The organism is Aeromonas aquatica (genome assembly GCF_000764655.1).
GTDB lineage: Bacteria > Pseudomonadota > Gammaproteobacteria > Enterobacterales > Aeromonadaceae > Aeromonas > Aeromonas aquatica.
This window is the reverse complement of the sequence record NZ_JRGL01000067.1, coordinates 1-1,149: the sequence shown is the minus strand read 5'-3', so window position 1 is coordinate 1,149 and position 1,149 is coordinate 1. Positions and strand designations below refer to the sequence as shown.

2 protein-coding genes are annotated in these 1,149 nt (G+C 50.7%); both read right to left on the bottom strand.

Annotation, left to right across the window (positions count from 1 at the left end; all coding sequences use genetic code 11):
- Nucleotides 1-35: 35 nt before the first annotated feature.
- Nucleotides 36-752 carry a sugar isomerase domain-containing protein gene (locus tag LG30_RS0107825; RefSeq protein WP_033130150.1) on the bottom strand — a complete coding sequence of 239 codons (717 nt, stop codon included), beginning with the start codon at nucleotides 750-752 and terminating at the stop codon, nucleotides 36-38.
- Nucleotides 753-834: 82 nt separating this feature from the next.
- On the bottom strand, nucleotides 835-1,149 hold a 315-nt coding region (locus LG30_RS21480), incomplete at its 5' end, for an LbetaH domain-containing protein (protein WP_238566401.1).

Sequence of the window (1,149 nt, the reverse complement as noted above, 5' to 3'; positions counted from 1 at the left end):
CTTCTTGATAACGGTAACTGGACAAAATAATCTCCTCACATTGACTTCAGGCGACCAGCAAAGTGGGCATAGACATCATCATTATTAAAGCCATCGACGTTCTGACTAGAGAATATCAAGGGCGTACCATGTCGAGCCAATGCCTGCTTTTGCGCTTCCACTACTATGTTGTTGAGCAGGACGACACCTGCCACTGTAGAAAATGCGCCAGTGACTCGGCCGTTGACCAGGCACAAGCCATCTCCACTCGGAACGCAATTATCAAGGACTATGTCAGCCACATCCAACAGTTTTTGCCCTGAAGGATGCAAACTTGGGTAGGCGCTCGACTGCTCTACCGACGTGATAGCGACCACAGTGTGGCCACACGCCCGCGCTATCTGGGCAAATTCAATTGGCAAGGCGTTGCGCCCCGAATTGGAGACCACAACGATCAGATCACCGGCACTGATGGGCTGCTCTGACCACAGGATGGCCGCCAGCCCCGGCAATTTCTCCAGTTTGGAGCTGCGCAGGGCGCCGTCACTGGTCGTCACTGTCGAATCAAGGATTGCATTGATATTGCCAAGTCCACCGGCACGAATGAACCCTTCCAGGCCGACCATATGAGAATGACCGGTGCCGAGGATATGAATCATGTGATTGTTCAATATTGCATCAGAAAATAATCCAATGACTCTTTTCATCTTTTCAGCATTGCAACTGATCAAGGTCTCAAGCCTGCGCTGCAATAACTCTACATATTCGAACATAAGTCACCCTGTCGATGATTGACCATAAATATAAGCCCAGGAGCTCACCAATACATTGCCCTGTATTTCCTATGGGGACGCCCTATCTATTAAAGCCATAACGCTGACTACCCCAAGGCTTGGTAATCAAGGTTTGTTCGACCTGAATAATGCGCTCATCGGGAAGATCATCGGCCAACACCACATTCGAGCCGACGACGGAGCGACAGCCGACCTTCACGCCGGGCATGATCACGGTATTTACCCCGGTACGGGTAAAGTCCCCCATATAAACGACATTACTGTAATGATGAGGCGTCACGCGCTTTTGATTGATGAGATGACTGGTTTTGGCATCATCATACCGCAGCGTGCCGAAGGTCGTGCCGGCGCCGATATCCACATTGCGACCGAGTAC